Origin of the sequence: Leptospira kemamanensis, from assembly GCF_004769665.1 — a bacterium.
GTDB classification, from domain to species: domain Bacteria; phylum Spirochaetota; class Leptospiria; order Leptospirales; family Leptospiraceae; genus Leptospira_A; species Leptospira_A kemamanensis.
Map to the genome: position 1 here is coordinate 227,331 of NZ_RQGG01000036.1, position 18,078 is coordinate 245,408.

The 18,078-nt window shown below is 37.4% G+C and carries 12 protein-coding genes; 11 read left to right on the forward strand and 1 reads right to left on the reverse strand.

What is annotated here, in order from left to right:
* Positions 1 to 117 precede the first annotated feature (117 nt).
* Genes EHQ59_RS13880 through EHQ59_RS13900 form a run of 5 tightly spaced genes read left to right on the forward strand, consistent with a single transcriptional unit; the run spans position 118 to position 9,188 of the window.
* The gene (locus tag EHQ59_RS13880) at positions 118 to 1,542 is read left to right on the forward strand and encodes a circularly permuted type 2 ATP-grasp protein (RefSeq protein ID WP_135620233.1); all 1,425 of its coding nucleotides are present in this window, start codon (positions 118 to 120) and stop codon (positions 1,540 to 1,542) included.
* Positions 1,543 to 1,551: 9 nt separating this feature from the next.
* Entirely contained in the window at positions 1,552 to 2,520 is a 969-nt protein-coding gene (locus EHQ59_RS13885) for an alpha-E domain-containing protein (protein ID WP_135620234.1), read from the forward strand.
* Positions 2,521 to 2,522: 2 nt separating this feature from the next.
* Entirely contained in the window at positions 2,523 to 5,780 is a 3,258-nt protein-coding gene (locus EHQ59_RS13890) for a transglutaminase family protein (protein ID WP_135620235.1), read from the forward strand.
* A complete protein-coding gene (locus EHQ59_RS13895) occupies positions 5,780 to 8,314 on the forward strand; it encodes a circularly permuted type 2 ATP-grasp protein (RefSeq protein ID WP_135620236.1) in 2,535 nt (844 codons plus the stop codon). The genes EHQ59_RS13890 and EHQ59_RS13895 overlap by 1 nt, the downstream gene beginning before the upstream one ends.
* The gene (locus EHQ59_RS13900) at positions 8,307 to 9,188 is read left to right on the forward strand and encodes a transglutaminase family protein (protein ID WP_135620237.1); all 882 of its coding nucleotides are present in this window, start codon (positions 8,307 to 8,309) and stop codon (positions 9,186 to 9,188) included. Before EHQ59_RS13895 ends, EHQ59_RS13900 begins: the two co-directional genes overlap by 8 nt.
* A 142-nt stretch (positions 9,189 to 9,330) precedes the next feature.
* Here the strand turns inward: EHQ59_RS13900 and EHQ59_RS13905 are convergent, their stop codons facing one another.
* Entirely contained in the window at positions 9,331 to 9,690 is a 360-nt protein-coding gene (locus EHQ59_RS13905; protein WP_135620238.1) for a Spx/MgsR family RNA polymerase-binding regulatory protein, read from the reverse strand.
* Positions 9,691 to 9,740: 50 nt separating this feature from the next.
* Between EHQ59_RS13905 and EHQ59_RS13910 the strand changes: the two genes are divergently transcribed.
* The 6 genes from EHQ59_RS13910 to EHQ59_RS13935 all read left to right on the forward strand — a co-directional run bounded on the left by EHQ59_RS13910 (position 9,741) and on the right by EHQ59_RS13935 (position 17,891).
* Positions 9,741 to 10,823, forward strand: a complete 1,083-nt coding sequence (locus EHQ59_RS13910) for a UDP-N-acetylmuramate dehydrogenase (RefSeq protein ID WP_135620239.1) — start codon at positions 9,741 to 9,743, stop codon at positions 10,821 to 10,823.
* Positions 10,824 to 10,868: 45 nt separating this feature from the next.
* Positions 10,869 to 11,891 (forward strand): endolytic transglycosylase MltG, encoded by a 1,023-nt coding sequence (gene mltG, locus EHQ59_RS13915; RefSeq protein ID WP_135620240.1) that lies wholly within the window; start codon positions 10,869 to 10,871, stop codon positions 11,889 to 11,891.
* Positions 11,892 to 11,943: 52 nt separating this feature from the next.
* Positions 11,944 to 12,201, forward strand: a complete 258-nt coding sequence (locus tag EHQ59_RS13920) for a hypothetical protein (RefSeq protein ID WP_135620241.1) — start codon at positions 11,944 to 11,946, stop codon at positions 12,199 to 12,201.
* A gap of 162 nt (positions 12,202 to 12,363) precedes the next feature.
* Complete coding sequence (locus EHQ59_RS13925; protein WP_135620242.1) at positions 12,364 to 14,151, forward strand: hypothetical protein; 1,788 nt, start codon at positions 12,364 to 12,366, stop codon at positions 14,149 to 14,151.
* 65 nt (positions 14,152 to 14,216) lie between these two features.
* Positions 14,217 to 14,792, forward strand: a complete 576-nt coding sequence (locus tag EHQ59_RS13930; RefSeq protein ID WP_135620243.1) for a hypothetical protein — start codon at positions 14,217 to 14,219, stop codon at positions 14,790 to 14,792.
* A 111-nt stretch (positions 14,793 to 14,903) separates the two neighbouring features.
* Positions 14,904 to 17,891 (forward strand): TonB-dependent receptor, encoded by a 2,988-nt coding sequence (locus tag EHQ59_RS13935; RefSeq protein WP_135620244.1) that lies wholly within the window; start codon positions 14,904 to 14,906, stop codon positions 17,889 to 17,891.
* The last annotated feature ends 187 nt before the right edge of the window (positions 17,892 to 18,078 follow it).

The following is an 18,078-nucleotide window of genomic DNA, read 5'->3' on the forward strand; positions in this document are numbered from 1 at the left end:
AGCATAATTTCCTCACTCTCTTGCTTTCTTATGTCGTAAGAGCGTAAAAGTCCTGGTTTCCCGACAATTTCTCCATTTGGTACAAATATTGCTAATTAAGTTAGCAGAGGCCAACCCATGTTTATCGCAGACTATAGCGCAAAAAATATCTATGATGAGATGTTTTCCAATGAAGGATTTCCCCGTAAAAGTTATGATTTTGTGAAAACAAAAATGGAAAGTTTAGGTGGGATAGAACTTCTGAAACGGAGCAGTTCCGCCGAACGAGCATTAATGTCCCTTGGGATCACCTTTACTTTGTATGGTGATGGTGGCGAACAAGAACGAATTATGCCTTTTGATGTGATTCCTAGGATTGTTCCAAGTGAGGAATGGATTCATATCGAAAAAGGACTGAAACAAAGAATCCTTGCACTGAATTTATTTTTAAATGATATATATGGAGAACAAAAGATCCTAAAGGATAAAATCATTCCATTGGATATCATTCAATCTAGTACGGGTTACCTCAAACAGTGTATTGGATTAAAACCTCCAAAAGATATTTGGATTCATATTACAGGAACTGACCTAGTCAGAGATGGGGCGGGTGCTTTCCATGTTTTGGAAGATAACTTACGTTGCCCTTCAGGTGTGTCTTACGTATTGGAAAATCGCGAAGTGATGAAACGCACTTTCCCGGAACTTTTTGAAAAGTTAAATATCCGCCAAGTGTATGATTATCCTTATCATTTACGATCGATGTTAGAAAATCTAACAGACGCACAGGATCCTGTGATTGCTGTATGGACACCTGGTGTCTATAACTCTGCCTATTACGAACATAGTTTTTTAGCACAAAAAATGGGTGTGTATTTGGTGGAAGGATCAGACCTCGTTGTGGAAAACCATAAGGTATACATGAAAACTACAAAGGGTCTTCGGAAAGTAGATGTTATCTACAGAAGGATAGATGATACCTTTATGGATCCATCCAGTTTTCGTGAAGATTCTTTACTTGGTGTGAAAGGTATCTTTGATGCTTACAAACGAGGAAATGTTGCTCTAGCCAATGCACCAGGAACAGGTGTCGCAGACGATAAGGTAATTTATTCTTATGTGCCAAAGATCATCAAATATTACTTAGGTGAAGATTCGATCATTCCTAATGTTCCTACTTATCTTTGCTCAGAAGGTACAGATCTAAACTATGTTTTGGATAATATCCATAACTTGGTTGTGAAAGCGGCCAATGGTGCAGGTGGATATGGCATGATCATTGGACCAAAATCTTCCAAACAGGAACAAGAAGACTTTAAGGAACTCATCAAAGCGGATCCAAGAAACTATATCGCGCAACCAGTTTTAAATTTATCTACGGTTCCCACTCTAATTTCAGAAAAAATTGAATCGAGACATGTGGATTTAAGACCGTTCATTTTGTACGGTAAGGATATCTATGTAATGCCAGGTGGTTTAACACGTGTGGCTTTACGAAAAGGTTCTTTAGTTGTGAATTCATCCCAGGGAGGCGGTTCAAAAGACACCTGGGTTTTAGGGTAAGGTGTTTTTATGTTAAGCCGAGTTGCCGAATCTGTTTTTTGGATGAACCGCTACATTGAAAGAGCGGAGAACTATTCCCGTTTTATCGATGTCAATCATCAGTTGTCATTGGATTTGAATGAAGAAGTTCCAAACCAATGGTTACCACTAGTGCATACAACTGGGGATTATGAATTGTTTGCGAAAAAATATTCAGATCCAACACCGGTGAATGTGATTCGATTTATGACTTTTGATGAAGAGAATCCAAATTCCATTTTTCAATGTTTATCGAAAGCACGTGAGAATGCCCGTACCATTCGAGAAAACATCTCTACTTCCATGTGGGAGGTGTTAAATGAGTTTTATCTTTATGTAAAAAACTATCGTAAACTTTATATGGAGTCCATTGGAGAACATGGTGATACTTTATCCATTGATCTTTCCGATTTCTTAAGTACGGTTCGCAAAAGTTGCCAAAGTTTTTATGGATGTTCCGATGCGACCATCTCTCATGATGAGGTTTGGAATTTTGCGTTACTTGGTAGATTTTTGGAACGAGCTGATAAAACTACTCGGATTCTGGATATGAAATATTTTATCCTTTTACCATCCGTTCATGATGTAGGTTCCACATTAGATTTATTACAATGGCTATCGTTATTAAAATCCGCCAGTGCACATGAGATGTACAACCGAAGGTATAAAAAAGTAGATCCAACGGAAATAGCTGAGTTTTTAATCTTAAACGATACTTTTCCAAGATCGATTATTTTTTGTATCCAAGAGATGCAAGAAGCATTGGAGAAGATATCAGGACTAAAAGAAGGTTTACCTCGTAATTCTGCGCAAGATGCCACAACCGTGTATCTTAATCGATTACGTTCTGAAAATATCAAATCCATTTTTGACAAAGGATTACACGAATATCTGGATGATATTCAAATTGAACTCAATCAAATCGGTTCCAAAATTGTGGAAAGATTTTTTACCAACTAATTATGAGTATACGAGTTGCCTTAACCCATATCACAACATATCAGTATGACAAATCGATTTCGCTTTCTCCGCATGTAATTCGATTACGTCCTGCACCACATACAAAAAATCATATTGTATCGTATTCTTTAAATATTTTACCGGAACAAAAGTTTCTAAATTGGCAACAAGATCCATTTGGTAACTACCTAGCGCGTTTGGTTTTTCCAGAAAAAACCAATATCTTACAAGTAGCCGTTGACTTGGTAACTGATTTGAAAGTGATCAATCCCTTTGATTTTTTTGTGGAGGAATATGCTGAAAACTATCCATTTCAATACGATAAAATTTTAAAAAAGGAACTTACTCCTTATCTGAAGCCAAAAAAACCAGGTAAACTTTTAGCTTCGTATTTAAAAACAATCAATCTCAAAAAAAAGAGAATTATAGAATTTCTCGTAAGTCTAAATGCAAAACTGTACCATGACATCGGTTATGTGATCAGGATGGAACCTGGGGTTCAATCAACTGAAGTTACACTTTCCAAACGGATGGGCTCTTGCCGTGACTCGGCTTATCTACTCGTTCAAATTTTACGTCATTTGGGATTTGCTTCCCGTTTTGTATCAGGTTATCTCATTCAATTGAAAGCAGATGTTAAATCATTGGATGGACCTTCAGGAACAGATGTAGATTTTACAGATCTACATGCATGGGCAGAAGTGTATTTACCTGGAGCAGGTTGGGTAGGACTTGATCCAACGTCAGGACTCTTTACGGGAGAAGGTCATATACCTCTCGCAGCAACACCAGAACCTGAGTCTGCAGGGCCAATATACGGATTTGCGGAAAAAGCAAAAATGGAATTTTCCTTTTCCATGCATGTAGAACGTGTGTTGGAAACACCAAGAGTTACTTTACCCTATTTAGAAGAAGATTGGAATCGCATACTAAAGTTAGGTGATACAATCAATAAAAGAATCAAAAAAAATGACATACGGTTGACTATCGGTGGTGAGCCAACCTTTGTCTCTACGGAAAACAGAGAAGCGCCTGAATGGAATTTTGATGCACTCGGATTTGAAAAGTATTCTAAGTCAGAACAATTGATCAAACGATTGAGTAAACATTTTGCAACAGGTGGATTACTTCAATATGGTCAAGGGAAATGGTATCCTGGAGAACCATTGCCAAGATGGGCCATGATATCCTATTGGCGAAAAGACAAGGAACCTCTTTGGTCTAATCCACATTTACTAGCAGATGATCGTTATACTGGATCAGCTAACTCCGATGATGCTAGAAAATTCATTTCCAGTTTGATCAAGTATTTAAAAGTTTCCAATTCGTCAGTGATTCCTGCTTTTGAGGACAATCTATATTATTTATGGCAAGAATCAAGTTTGCCGATAGAAACGGAATCATTGTTAGACGGTTTAGATACTTATAATGAATTAGAACGAAAACGAATTATCAAAATATTAGACCAAGGACTTCACAAAGAAGTAGGTTATGTTTTACCATTAGATTTTGATCCATTACAAAAAACATGGATTTCGGATGAATGGAAATTTCGTAGAGGAAAGATGTATTTAATCCCGGGTGATTCACCAATTGGATTACGTTTACCATTGTTATCTTTAGGTGGAAAATCATATTACACAAATCCAGAAGATCCTGCTTCTCCAAAACCACCATTACCGAAAGCGAAAGAATTGAGCCAATTCCCTCACGCAATGGCTAGTGTGAGTTATTCTTTAGGGGAATATCATACACGAACTGCTTTATGTGTGGAACCTAGAAATGGGAATTTAAGAGTGTTCCTACCTCCTATCCAATCATTAGAAGGTTGGTTACATTTGATTTATGCCATTGAACAAACTGCCTTGGAAACAGATTTGCCAATCGTGATCGAAGGATATGAAGCACCTAGTGATCCAAGATTAAATCGATTTAAAATTACACCAGATCCAGGTGTGATTGAAGTTAATTTTCATCCTTCCAGTCAATTTGAAGAGATTGTTGAAAAAACAAAAATATTATACGATGAATCATACCAACTCAAACTTACTGCGGAAAAGTTTTTAATTGATGGTAGACATTCGGGAACCGGTGGTGGAAACCATATTACGTTAGGTGGAGAAACTGTTGGTGATAGTCCGTTTTTACGAAAACCTTCCTTACTTCGGAGTTTAGTATCGTATTGGCAAAATCATCCAGGATTATCCTATTTATTTTCTGGTATGTTTATAGGTCCTACTTCACAATCACCAAGGATTGATGAAGCAAGAACTGATTCCTTACACGAACTAAAAATTGCATTCCAACAAATTGATTCGAGTCGCAATACACCTCCTTGGTTATTGGATCGATTGCTGCGAAATATCTTAATCGATGTAACGGGAAATACGCATCGAACTGAAATTTCTATAGATAAGTTATTTGATCCAGGATCTCCTACTGGGCGACTTGGATTGATTGAAATGAGAGCATTTGAAATGCCACCTCATTACCAAATGAGTGTTGTCCAACAAGCTTTTATGATGGCGATTGTCTGTAAGTTTTGGGAAGAACCATACTTTGGAAATCCTATCAATTGGAATACGGATTTACATGATCGGTTTATGTTACCTTACTTTGTCTATCGTGATTTCAAGGAAGTTATCTTTGATTTACAAAACCAAGGTTTTTCGTTTTTATCAAAAGACTTTGATCCATTTTTTGAATTTCGATTCCCGCAATATGGAATTTGTTATTTAGATGGGATGGAAATTGAACTCAGGATGGCCCTTGAGCCTTGGAATGTGTTAGGTGAAGAGAATACTTCTCAAGGAACATCGAGAGGTGTTGACTCTGCAACGGAACGTGTTCAAGTGAAAATCAAAGGTTTTCATCCTGATCGATATAAATTGAGTTGTAATGGTTACGAAGTTCCATTGCAAGCAACTTCTATCCAAAATGAATTTGTGGCGGGTGTTCGGTTTAAAGCATGGAATCCTGTTTTCACATTACATCCTCAAATTCCAGCACAACAGTCGTTAGTCTTCGATGTATATGATACTTGGAATCACAGATCTCTTGGTGGCTGTACTTACCATGTTTCACATCCAGGTGGTCTTTCCTACCAAACCATTCCAATCAATGGTTATGAAGCAGAATCGAGAAGGATTTCACGTTTTTGGACCCATGGTCACAAAATTGGAAAAAGTTTACCTCCCATCCGTCTGGAAAATAAAGCCTTTCCATGTACGTTGGATTTGAGAATGGTTACTTCTAAGTAATGATGACGAAAGATCCTTATCATCTCATAGATAATTACAAAACCATTCCTGGTGTGTATGATGAATTGTATGATGCCGATGGCCAAATCCGAAACAAATACAAGTTTTTAGTTAAATCCTTCCAAGAGTTAGGACCTGCAGAATTAATCAATCGTAGACGAGATACTGATCGTATTTTACGTGAGAATGGAGTTACATACAACCTATATCAATCGGAACAAAGAGAAGCAAAAGAAAGACCTTGGGAATTGGATCTTTTCCCTCTTGTGATGGAAAGTGAAGAATGGCGAGTTTTAGAAAGAGGATTAAACCAACGAGCAGATTTATTAGATGCACTCATTCGAGATGTATATTCAAAACGTCGATTGTTGTATGAGAAAAAAATTCCTCCAGAAATTTTATTCAATGAAACTTCATTTTTACGTGCTTGTGATGGCATGTATGATTCAAACCATTTTTTAGCAAAAAATCCTGCTTTGTTATTCTTTGTTTGTGATTTGATTCGAGCGGCCGATGGAAATTTTTATGTACTAAATGATCGTGTCCAAGCACCTTCTGGTTCCGGTTATTCCTTAGAAAATCGAATCGTACTTTCTAGAATTTTTCCAAGTATGTACCGCGATGCGATGGTACATCGAGTTGCAGTTTACTTTCGATCCTTAAGAAAATCGTTAACACAATTATCTGGTGTTAGTGGAAGAGACCCAGTCATCGTTTTATTAACTCCAGGTCCCTCTAACGAAACCTATTTTGAACATGCATATCTTGCAGGTTATTTGGGATATACTCTTGTCCAAGGAGAAGACCTTACTGTTCGAAAAAATAAAGTTTATATGAAAACCGTTGAAGGTTTGCAACAAGTAGATTTAATTTTACGCCGAGTTGACGATGATTTTATGGATCCATTGGAATTAAGAGGTGATTCCTTGTTAGGTGTTCCAGGGTTATTAGAATCGGTTCGTTCTGGAAATGTCAAAATTGCCAATCCCATCGGAACAGGTTTTTTAGAAAATCGCGCCCTTTTACCATTTTATGCCGAGTTATGTAGGTTTTACTTAGGTGAGGATTTAATATTGCCAATGGCACCTACCTATTGGTTGGGAAACAAAGAACATTATCATTTAGTCATTCAAAATCCTGAAAAATATGTATTTAAAACAGTTTCTCGTACAGATGAAGAAACTCCTGTTACGTTTGTTGAACTCAGTGGACAAAGAAAAGATGTATTTCTAGAGAAGTTACAACATGCACCCAAACGATTCATTGCACAAGAGATGATTGAATCTGCCACTGTTCCAGTGTTAGGTGAAAATGGATTTCGTCCAGGCCGTGCCATCATGAGGACCTTTGTATCTTCTTCCGGTTCTGGATACCAAACCATGGCTGGTGGACTTGTAAGGGTATCACCTTCTTTAGATGAATTTTTTATTACGAGCCAAAGGGGAGCGTGGAGTAAAGATTTATGGGTGTTATCAACTGAAACCCAAAAAGAAGAATCATTACTGGTTCCAAAATCTGACCAAATTTTAATTTCGCGCAAAAGTTCTGGAGTACCAAGTAGAGTTGCTGACAATTTGTTTTGGTTGGCCCGTTATTTGGAACGTTCAGAAAACCAAACACGCGTAATCCGAGAGGCTATTTTCAAAATTTTACAAGTTGAAGATGGATATGAAAAAGAATCACTGGAAAATATACTAAAACTAGTGACTCATGTGACTAATAGTTATCCAGGTTTCGTCGGTGATGATTCTGGGGAACTGTTTGCAAATCCATTTCCTGAATTGCAAAGATTGACTGTTGATAAAAATATTGTAGGTAGTTTAGGATTTCATTTGAGAAGTTTAGTATTAGCTTCTAAGTCCGTGAGAGATCGCCTTTCTGATGATATGAAAAAGATTTTACTTCACTTAGAAGACCAATCGAATTATGGCATTGATTCTTATGATCAAATCATTGATTACTTACAAAAAATTATCGTAAATCTCTCTTCATTAACTGGTCTTTCGTTTGAAAATATGAGTCGAGAGGCAGGTTGGTATTTCTTAAATTTAGGGAGAAGAATTGAACGTTCCATCAATATGATTCTTATGTTACAAGGAATGATCCAATGGAAAAGTTTTGAAGACAAATCTTCCTTTGAGACTTTTTTACGCATCAGTGATATTCGAATCACTTATAACAGAAGATATTCAGGTAAGATCGATCAAGAATCAGTATTGGACATTTTGTTATTTGATATTACCAATCCAAGATCATTGGCATACCAATTAGAACAAATTAATGCGGATCTACAGTTTTTACCTGGCAAAGACAAAAAGGTTGTTTATTCAGAAGACAGAGCCGCATTACAATTATACACTCATTTTAAAATGAAAGATATTTCCATTTTCTTTGAGTCAGAAACTCCATTAACATCAGTCTCGATTTGGTTAGAAGAATTACATGGATACTTGAGAGTTTTATCGGATGCTCTCTCCTCACGATACTTCAACTATACAGAAGAACAAACTCGAATCGGTGATACCAATGGCTGATTTTCGAGTGATTCATAAAACAAAATATAGTTATGATGATATGGTCGCGTATTGTCATAATATGGCACATATGTATCCACTTACTACAACTCATCAAGATTGTTATCGTACACATGTCACAGTGAATCCAAAACCAGTAGTGTCTTCCTTTCGAAGAGATTACTTTGGCAATCAAGTTTTTTTATTTTCGGTCGAGGATCCTCATCGTTTTTTAGAAGTTGTTGTTGAATCAACAGTAAGAACACATCAAAGTTTTGATTTTGATTTAACCAAGTCAACACCTTGGGAATTCATTTACCAAATGATTCACGAGTCATCGTTGGATGCCGATTTGCAAGCAATCGAATTCATTCAACCATCACCATTTATATCGGCTAAAGCATCTTATTCCGATTTTGCAAAATTGATATTTACTGATAATAAACCTGTGTTTGTTGGAGCTTTAGAGTTAACAAAATATATATTTGAGAATTTTAGTTACGATCCTAAAGCAACTACGATCAACACACCTTTAGAACAAGTTTTGTTGGAAAAAAAAGGTGTCTGCCAGGATTTTTCTCATTTGATGATAGCCGCCTTGCGCTCGTTAAAGATTCCTTGTCGCTATGTGAGTGGTTATTTAGAAACATTCCCACCACCTGGTATTCAGAAATTGCAAGGGAGTGATGCAACTCATGCTTGGGTTTCTGTTTATTGTCCAACCCTTGGTTGGTTTGATTTTGATCCTACGAATGGCAAATTAATCACGGAAGAATACATCATTACAGCCATAGGTCGTGATTATTCGGACGTATCTCCACTCAAAGGAATTCTCTTCGGTGGTGGAAAACACAAATTGAAAGTAGAAGTGGATGTGATCCGCGAGCAAATATGAACTTTTGAGAAGAAAAAAATTCGGATTTGTAAGATCGGTTGTTCTTTTAGGGCAAATGTAATATAGAGGAGACATTGGGTGGCGGGTCTAGTTCCCCTCCCTCAATCGGGTGGGGATACCAATATCCATCGTGTACCGCCCCCTAAACCCTCTCCCCCCATTCCTCTTCCTTGAACCCCACCAAAAACCAACCATCTCCTACGACAAACGGCCTCTTGACTAAATTTCCGTTACTCGAAAGTTCCTTATAAATTTGGTCTTCCGAGAGTTTTCCCAATTTTTCTTTCCAATTTCCCTCTCGATAATCCTTTCCAGAGGTATTAAAAAGTTTTTTAATATCACCTAAGTATTGTTTTGCTTTCTTAAGTTCGCTTGTGGAAGGAGGAGTTTCCCGAATTGGGATTTGTTCAAATTCTACTTTTTTTTTATTTAGATATTTGAGCGCATTTCGACATGTGCTGCAGCCAGAATATTCGTAAACTTTCAGTTTGGATCGACTCATAAAACAGATTTTCTTACTTACGATTTTTGCGGAAACTTTTTATTGGAACTATGTTGGTCCAAAACGATGTCCCATTGGCGCCGCTCACTACATTCCGTTTAGGGGGAAGAGCCAAATATTGTATCGCCATCAAAAACATTGAAGACCTTAAAAATGCGATTCAATTCAGTCTGGCTCAGTCACTTCCATATCTAATTCTTGGTGGTGGTTCCAATACTATATTTAGAGACAAAGGATTTGATGGAGTTGTTTTTTTGATCCAAATTCCAGGGATCCGATGTTTAGACGTCAACGAAAAAGAAGTTTTTTATGAAGTAGGTGCAGGTGTTGTTTGGGACCAGTTTGTAGAGTATACAACCAAGCAGGGGTTAAGTGGGATTGAATGTTTGTCCGGAATTCCGGGTTCTGTAGGTGCCTCCCCCATTCAAAATATCGGTGCGTATGGACAAGAAGTAAAAGATTCAATCATTAGTGTTCAATGTATGGATGAGGCAGGTAATCTCATCAGCTTACAAAATTCTGAATGTAACTTTACTTATCGCAATAGTGAATTCAAGTCTGGTAAATTTCAGAAATACATTGTTACGTCTGTATCGTTTAAACTTTCAAAAATGGAAGAACCTTGTATTTTATATCCTGAAGTAAAAAAACAATGGGATACAATCATTCAAGATCGAATCAAAACTCAGCCGATGTCTGAAAATCGAACATTATACTTGGAAAAGTTGAGAGAATTGATTTTGAATCTACGAAAGAAAAAATCAATGGTTTTGGACGATGGCGATCCAAACACACGTTCGGCTGGTTCTTTTTTTACCAATCCTATTATTTCGAATGAAAAGGCAGAATTGTTTTTCAAACATGCAAATCAATTGGGATTTTCAAATCCGCCAATCTTTGATGAACCAAATGGAAACAAAAAACTTTCAGCAGCGTGGCTTATCGAACATTCTGGGATCAAAAAAAGGGACATTTTTCCTGGTGGAGTGGGTATCTCCACGAACCATTGTTTGGGTCTAATCAATATAGAGGGAACAACAGATGCCTTGCTTGCTATGGCGAAATCGATTCAAAAACAAGTTTACGATACATTTTCCATACATTTGGAAATAGAACCTGTGATCAGACCCTAAAAAAGATTTGGTAATTGTCGATAGCTTAAGAAGGATGGGGATGGAATGAACTCAAAAGTAAAAAAATACCTGGTACTTTCAGGTTTAGCCGCGGCCTTATTATTAGTTTTGGCGCTCATCAGTTTTTTTGTCATCGATGAAATCAAAGGTGGTGCAGTCGGTGATGGACAAAACAAATATGAGCTTATCATTGATCCAGGTGAACCTTCCTCTAGTGTCGTACGCGAGTTAGCTGCTGCTGGGATGATTAAATCCAGTGTATATTTTAATTATTTAATCAAGTTTACGAGAGCAGGAAATAAAATCAAACAAGGTGTTTACGACATCAATGATGGAATGAGTTCTCGAAAGATCTTAGATGTAATCATTTCTGGAAAAGTAAAACTTGTGACATTTACGGTTCCAGAAGGATACAACAATCGTCAAATTGGAGATCTTTTGGTAACAAAAAAACTTTCTCCCTCCAGAGAAGAATTTTTAAAAGTGGCACAAAGTCCTGCATTAATCACTAAATATAATATTCCAGCAAAAACCTTAGAAGGTTATTTGTTTCCAGAAACATATTCTGTTCCTTTAAATTATCCATTGGAACGAATCACTGAAATGATGATCAAAAGGTTTTATAAGAAATTAGAAACCATTCCAGAGGCAAAAGAGATCAAACCAGCTGATTTGCATTTTAGAGTGGTATTAGCCTCGATTGTCGAAAGAGAAGCAGTGAGAAAAGAAGAACGACCAATGATGGCGGGAGTTTTTCTCACTCGTATCGAAAAAAATATCAACTTAGAATCCTGTGCCACCATACAATACTTATTCGATAAACCTAAAAAACGATTATTTGAATCCGATTTAAAAATTGTATCCCCTTACAATACTTACATCAATGGTGGTTGGCCTCCTGGACCTATCTCCAATCCTGGTTTGCCGGCTCTCGAAGCATCGTTTCGACCAATGAAATCGGATAAGTTGTTTTTTCTTTTAAAACCAGATGGTTCCCATTATTTTTCTTCTACCTTCAAAGAACACTTAGATGCAAAAAAGAAATTCATAGATGTATTGTATCAGTAGAAATAAAACTAACTATTTTGATTTGAGATTTTCGAAATAGGGATCATGACGAATGGATGAAAATATAGTTGAACTCAATATCGCTATCGGTGGGATCTCCAAAGAACTTTTGGATGTCCAAAAGGCATTAGATGCATACAGAGAAAAACAAAAGCGCAAAGAAGCAATTGACGAAGAAGCCATTACCTTTGTTAGCAAAGCAGAAAAAGTCATTGAAAAAGCAGAGTCCGGCGAATTGCAATTGACTCCTGACCAGATCCGCCGGATCAAAAGTAACCTGGTTAAGATTTTAAACCGGGTGAAAGTATAATCATTCTTTCACGAATCCTTTACCAAACATTCACTAGCTTGTCATCTCACTGTAACATATAAAGAACATAGTTTCCTTAGCTAGAGGGAGAATTTTAACGAATCCCTTCCGGGATAACCCCGCTAGCAAACAAATTCGAATTTTTTCGAAAGAGGAATCAAGATGAAAATTTCATTCAAAAAAAGCTTAGTGGTTCTTTCCATCGCATTGATGGGTTTCACTACAGTGAATTGTCCGGGCAAGAAGGATGACAATACGGCTCTTTTACTTGCGGGTCTATTTTTACTAAACCAGCCAGAATATACAGTGATCTTAACGGGAACATTGCGAGGAGCTGATACTTTACCAATGAAAGATGGGAAAGTATCGATTGCTGATGTTTCTGGTGGTAGTTTTTTATCAAGTGGGCAAGGAACAATTTCTGATTTTACAACTTGTGTAACTGCTGGTGCACCTCCAGCAAATGGAACAGCAGATGGAGAATTTACCTTACTTTTTAAAACTCCATCTTTGAGCGGAGTTTTAGATTTCACACCGAATGATGCTGCTTCTGCTACGAATGCATCTAGTTGTTCTACCATAGGTGGCCTTGCAACTAGTAACTTTACAAATGTAACAGGACCAACTGGCACATTGGCAGTGAATTTAAATTTAGAAGACCGATCTAATACTAATCAAATATCTTTAAGTGGTAATACGGGATATTCTATCACTGTGAAATCCGTCAGCGTATTTGTGAAAGGTGAATACACTCTCCAAAGCCCTACTGTCGGTGAAAATGTTTGCGATGGTCGTAGATTGAGTGGAAATCCTGTCATTAAATCTGGATCCATTTCTGCTTCGGAAACCTGGTCAGATGGAATTTTATTACAAGGGACTGTCTTTGTTGAATCCGGTGCGACGATTACAGTCACTCCAGGGACTGCCATTTTTGGACAAAGAGGTTCTTCAATCTTCTTTAAACCAGGTTCCAAATTGGTATCCAACGGGACTGCCGCTGATCCAATCTGTTGGTCATCTGCAAGTGCATTAGGATCGCGTTTTCCAGGCGATTGGGGTGGAATTGTAACCATCGGAAACAGTGGTGGAACAAGAACTTCAAATACGGAAGGTACTTCACCACAAGCATATGGAACAGGAAGTTTACCAGGTACTAGCAATTTAGAAATGTCATACACGATCGTAGAGTTTGGTGGAAACGAAGTAGCTCCAGGTGATGAATTGAATAACCTCAGTCTTTATTCATCCAACACAACACTCAATCACGTGCAAGCCCATAGAGGATTGGATGATCAAATCGAAGCATGGGGTGGTACTGGTGCATGGTCCAATATCTTGGCTACTGGTGGACTTGATGATGATTTAGATTTGGACGAAGGATTTGGTGGTTCTACACTCGGAGCTGGTGCAACGATATCCAATTTCATATCACATAAATATCCACTGGCATGTGGTGGATCTGCATCAACCGATCCACACGCTCTTGAATGGGATGGAATTCATAATGATGGTGGAATTGCATGTAACACAGGTACTCCTTTAGCTCGTTGCACTACTGCAACTCTCAATAAATTTACTCTTATTGGAGCCGGGATTGCTGGAGGACAGGCAGCTAGACTTCGAGAAGGCGTGCAAGCGACACTTACGAATGGGGTTGCATATGGTCATGCACTAGGTTTTCGAGTTGATACAGCTACAGCAGGAACTGCTGCTTCTGCCACAACAGTTCGAGGTCAGTCTGGTCTATCTACCACAGGAACTTTGAATACAGTTACTTATGATATAACAACTTTACCAATAACTTCCGATGGTGGAATCAATTCTGAGTCAAATTGTGGTTTCGCAGCTACAAAACCAGACTATACACTAGTCTCTGGTTTTGCAGCTGGTGTAGGTGGTGCTGCAGATGGAAAATGGTGGGATGGTTGGGCAGTCTTTAGAGCTCGCTAATCTTTCTAGAGAAAAAATAGGAAATAAACCCTGGCAGTTTTGCTGGGGTTTATTTTTTTAAGGTTATGAAATCAAAAATTATATATTATATTGCTCTTTATTCAGTGATAACATTTGTTTCATGTAAAGAAAAGGATTGGCGTGAAGATCCAAAATTCCAAAATCAAGAACTCGAATCAAAACTTTTAGAATCGCAAAAGCTAATCACATCCAAAAAAAAAGAAAAATATATTCTGAATCGTGGATTTTCAAATAAAGAAGAAGCGATTAAAAAGTTTTTATCCGAAATCAAAAACAATAAAGTTCCAATTAATTCTTTTGTATCATGGGAAGAACAACTTGAATTAATTTTTCCAAATACTTATGGTTTAGGAACTGCATTAGATCATACTCCACTAAATGAATATCAAGTTTTACTTTCAGAACGAGAGAAAATCGCCATCAATTCTGTCGAACAACTGTTAACTAATGGTTATAAGATAGAAAAATTTATTTGGGAATCACCAAAAAGATTCAATCAAATTTTAGGTTATAAACCAAAGGTAATCATTTCCACACCAAAAGGTCAATTTGAAATCACTCAAATTAAGATGGTGTATGATATTGATGGTAAATTCATTGTCGGAGTTCTTGGACCATAAATCTTTGTAACACGTTTGTAACAAATGATTCATGGTAACGTAACGTAACTAAAACTCCTTTTCATTTACCTTAGAACTTTCATTGAGAAGCTTGCCGATAACAGGCAAGTTATGAAACTTTCAAAGAAAATAATACTTTGTATTATCACATTTTTATTATCCATTCCCGCTTTGACTTATGCACAAGCATCAGGTTCAATTCGTGGAACTGTCATTGATTCCGAAAACGGAGAACCAGTGTTTGGTGCGACGATTGTAGTCAGATCTGAAAAAAAATTCGCAAAAACTGACTTTGACGGGAAATATAATTTAGAATTACCTCCAGGCAGTTACCAAGTGGAATACCAAATGTATGGCTATGGCCCACAAAATCGTAACATTGTGGTTACAGCTGGAAAACCGACTCAAATGAATGTTACATTTGGAGCACAAGTATTACAAACAGTAGAAGTAAAAGACCGAGCTGTAAATGAATCCGATGCAGCTTTGTTACAACTCCAAAAGAAATCGGCATCTGTTTCTGATTCAATTGGAGCAGAATCGATTAAAAAATCTCCTGACTCTTCAGCGAATGAAGTCGTAAAACGGGTTACAGGGATCACAATCATCGGTGGTAAATATGTATTTGTTCGAGGTTTAGGAGAACGATATTCTTCAACTTATTTGAATGATTCTTATATCCCATCCACTGAACCAGATAAACGGGTGGTACCATTAGATTTATTTCCGGCATCTTTAATCAAAAATATTCGAATCATCAAAACCTTTGTTCCAGAAGAATCCGCAGAGTTTTCAGGTGGTCTTGTAAAAATTGAAACAAAAGAGTATCCAGATGATTTCATAATGAGTTTAGGATTTGGTGTTGGTTATAATTCCAACACAACGAGAAATAAATGGCTAACCTTTAAAGGTGGTGATTTTATCGGTCGAACAACAGCTGATCAAAGTTTGCCGGATATTGTAAAGGGTGTACCTAATTATCTTCCGTTTGAACCTGGAAGTCGATTTGGTGGTATCAATCCAAGTTTGATTAGCTTAGGTGCGATTACCTTTCCATCACAATGGACTCCCGATCAAACCAAGGCTCCTTATGATAAAAACTTCAACTTCACTATCGGAAAAACTTTCAAAGCTTCAGAAACAGGGGAACGTTTTGGTGTTATTTTCGGAACTACACATTCTGTAGATTATCGATTCCGAAGACAGAAAGACGCACGTTATGTGCCAGTCAATCAAATTGCTCCCACTGTAACCGAAGCAACTACTTTAAATGCAATCCAAACACAAGATGCGGACTTATATGTCGAAGAAAGACTGTTTGGTAACAATTTAAATTTTGCTTTCGAACCGAAAGCTGGACAACAGTTCTTTTTAAAGAATTTTTATTCCGTTTCATCTGAGAAATCTGTAAGAGAAGCAAGTGGTACAAACAACAGAGATAGTTTTGACTTTTTTAGTATAACTAATGATTTTATCAGTCGTCAGTTGTTTAATCAAAGTCTTGGTGGTAAACATGCATTAAACTTAGGTGGTTTAAATCGGGCACATACGCTTGACTGGCAAATCAATTATGGGGAAGCAAAACGAGATGAGCCAAATTTAACACAACAAGTTTGGAGAAGAACACAAGGTGCTTCTATTACGACTCTTCCAACTCGGCTTGGGAATAACCCAGATGGTTCCCGCTTTTATTCTACTTCGGCAGATACAGTACGAAGTTTTAGTGTTGCCTATGAAATCCCTTTTGACCAATGGAATGGATTGAAATCAACAGCAAAATTTGGTGGAAGTGCTTTAGACCGTTTTAAGAGTTTTACCTTCCGAGAATTTGGATCCAAATCCAACGTTGGTAGTTCCGCTGCTGATTTATACTTAGTGCCTGGAGAAATTGTTTTTAATCCATTGGAATATGTTCGAACGAATTCAAATGGTGTAGCAAACAAAACTTTTTCAGAACGTCAAGTAGAACCAAACGCATATGACGCATACCAAAAACTTCACACTTATTTTGGTCAGGTAGATATCCCTCTCATTCCAAAAGTAAGATTTATTGGTGGTGCTCGTTATGAAGACTCTTTTCAAAAAGTAAAAACCTTTGTCTTAAAAGAACAGTTTGATGTTAGAAAACCAGGTTATGGCTGTGATTTTGATAGCGAATATGAACGAATTGCACTAATCAACAGTAAAGTTTGTCCTGCCGATAATAATGGGGTAGGAGTGATTAGAACCCGAGATGTCTTACCAAGTGTAAACTTTGTATATGAATTTTTACAAGACCAAAACCTGAGATTTGGATACTCACAAACTCTCACAAGGCCAGATTTTAGAGAGATGTCTCCATTTGCATTCACTCCTTACTTCGGTGGTGACCGTATTCGAGGAAATCCAAATCTACAAAGAACATACATCCATAACTTCGATTTTCGTTATGAATATTTCATGGGTGGTGCGAATTACGTTGGAGCTGGTCTTTTCCATAAAGATTTATCCAACCCAATCGAGTTAATTGGACAACCAGTGGCAGGACAAATTTCACCTTTCTTTACTTATGCTAATGCGAGTAGAGCAACGATCCGTGGAGTTGAATTAGATTTTAGAAGAGAATTTTTTGATCGATTCCGTTTTGAAACAAATGTGTTCTTCATCAAATCGCTAGTGAATGTAATCTCTTGGGAACAGTTTACTGTTGGTAAAGCTGGTCTATTGGATCAAAATGATCGAGGATTCTCTTATGATCCAACGAATATACGACGTCCTCTTCAAGGACAATCTGACTTTGTTGCAAACTTAAAGTTTGATGTTTACTTAAACAAATTGAAAACAACTACGATTGGATTGTATTACAATTACTTTGGCGATAGAATCTTTATCGTTGGTGCTAACGGAACACCAGATGCTTATGAAAGAGGTGTCGGTCTAACCGATATCGTTTTCTCACATCGTATGGATGAAAAACTTGATTTCAAATTCGCAGCCAAAAACGTAACAGACCAAAGATTCCGAATCTATGTAAAAGACGAACTTTTAAACGAAGAACGACTGTTCCGTTCCTATCGCGAAGGGGTTTCCTTCTCGATGTCGGCAAGTTATAGATTCTAACTCTTCGCTTTTCTATCTAACTCCATTTAGGTGGGGTTAGACTTTCTCTTCTATTCCTATCGTATGGGCATAACATTCACTGTTGCTGCCACCTAAAAGTTTTTCTAAAAATATGTTTTTTCCCCACCAAATACGGTGTGAGTTCCTTTCCCTTCTCTCCACAAGTAAGCCTCCCCCACAAGTAAAC